Source organism: Streptococcus suis, from assembly GCF_002960445.1.
Lineage (GTDB): Bacteria > Bacillota > Bacilli > Lactobacillales > Streptococcaceae > Streptococcus > Streptococcus hyiners.
In genome coordinates, this window is sequence record NZ_POJD01000456.1 from 1 (window position 1) to 275 (window position 275).

The following is a 275-nucleotide window of genomic DNA, read 5'->3' on the forward strand; positions in this document are numbered from 1 at the left end:
AGTCGTGGGGAGTTGGAAGCTAGTGAGTATGATACAGATCCGGAACAAGGGGGTGTCAACTGGTATGTTGCCCAACATTATTATCTGGAAAACAGTGTGAACTAAGAAAGCTGAGAAATTCTCGGCTTTTTCCTTTTCAAAAATATGCTATAATAAAACCATGGAACAGAATGATATCGTATATGGCGTACATGCTGTGGTGGAGAGTTTGGAGGCTAACACCGGCAACAAGCTCTACATCCAGGATGATTTGCGCGGAAAAAATGTTGAAAAAA

Annotated in this window: 1 pseudogene; it reads left to right on the forward strand. The window is 41.5% G+C overall.

From position 1 onward, the window contains the following. Nucleotides 1–160: 160 nt before the first annotated feature. Nucleotides 161–275: pseudogene (locus C1G53_RS13485) on the forward strand (23S rRNA (guanosine(2251)-2'-O)-methyltransferase RlmB); the annotation flags it as partial.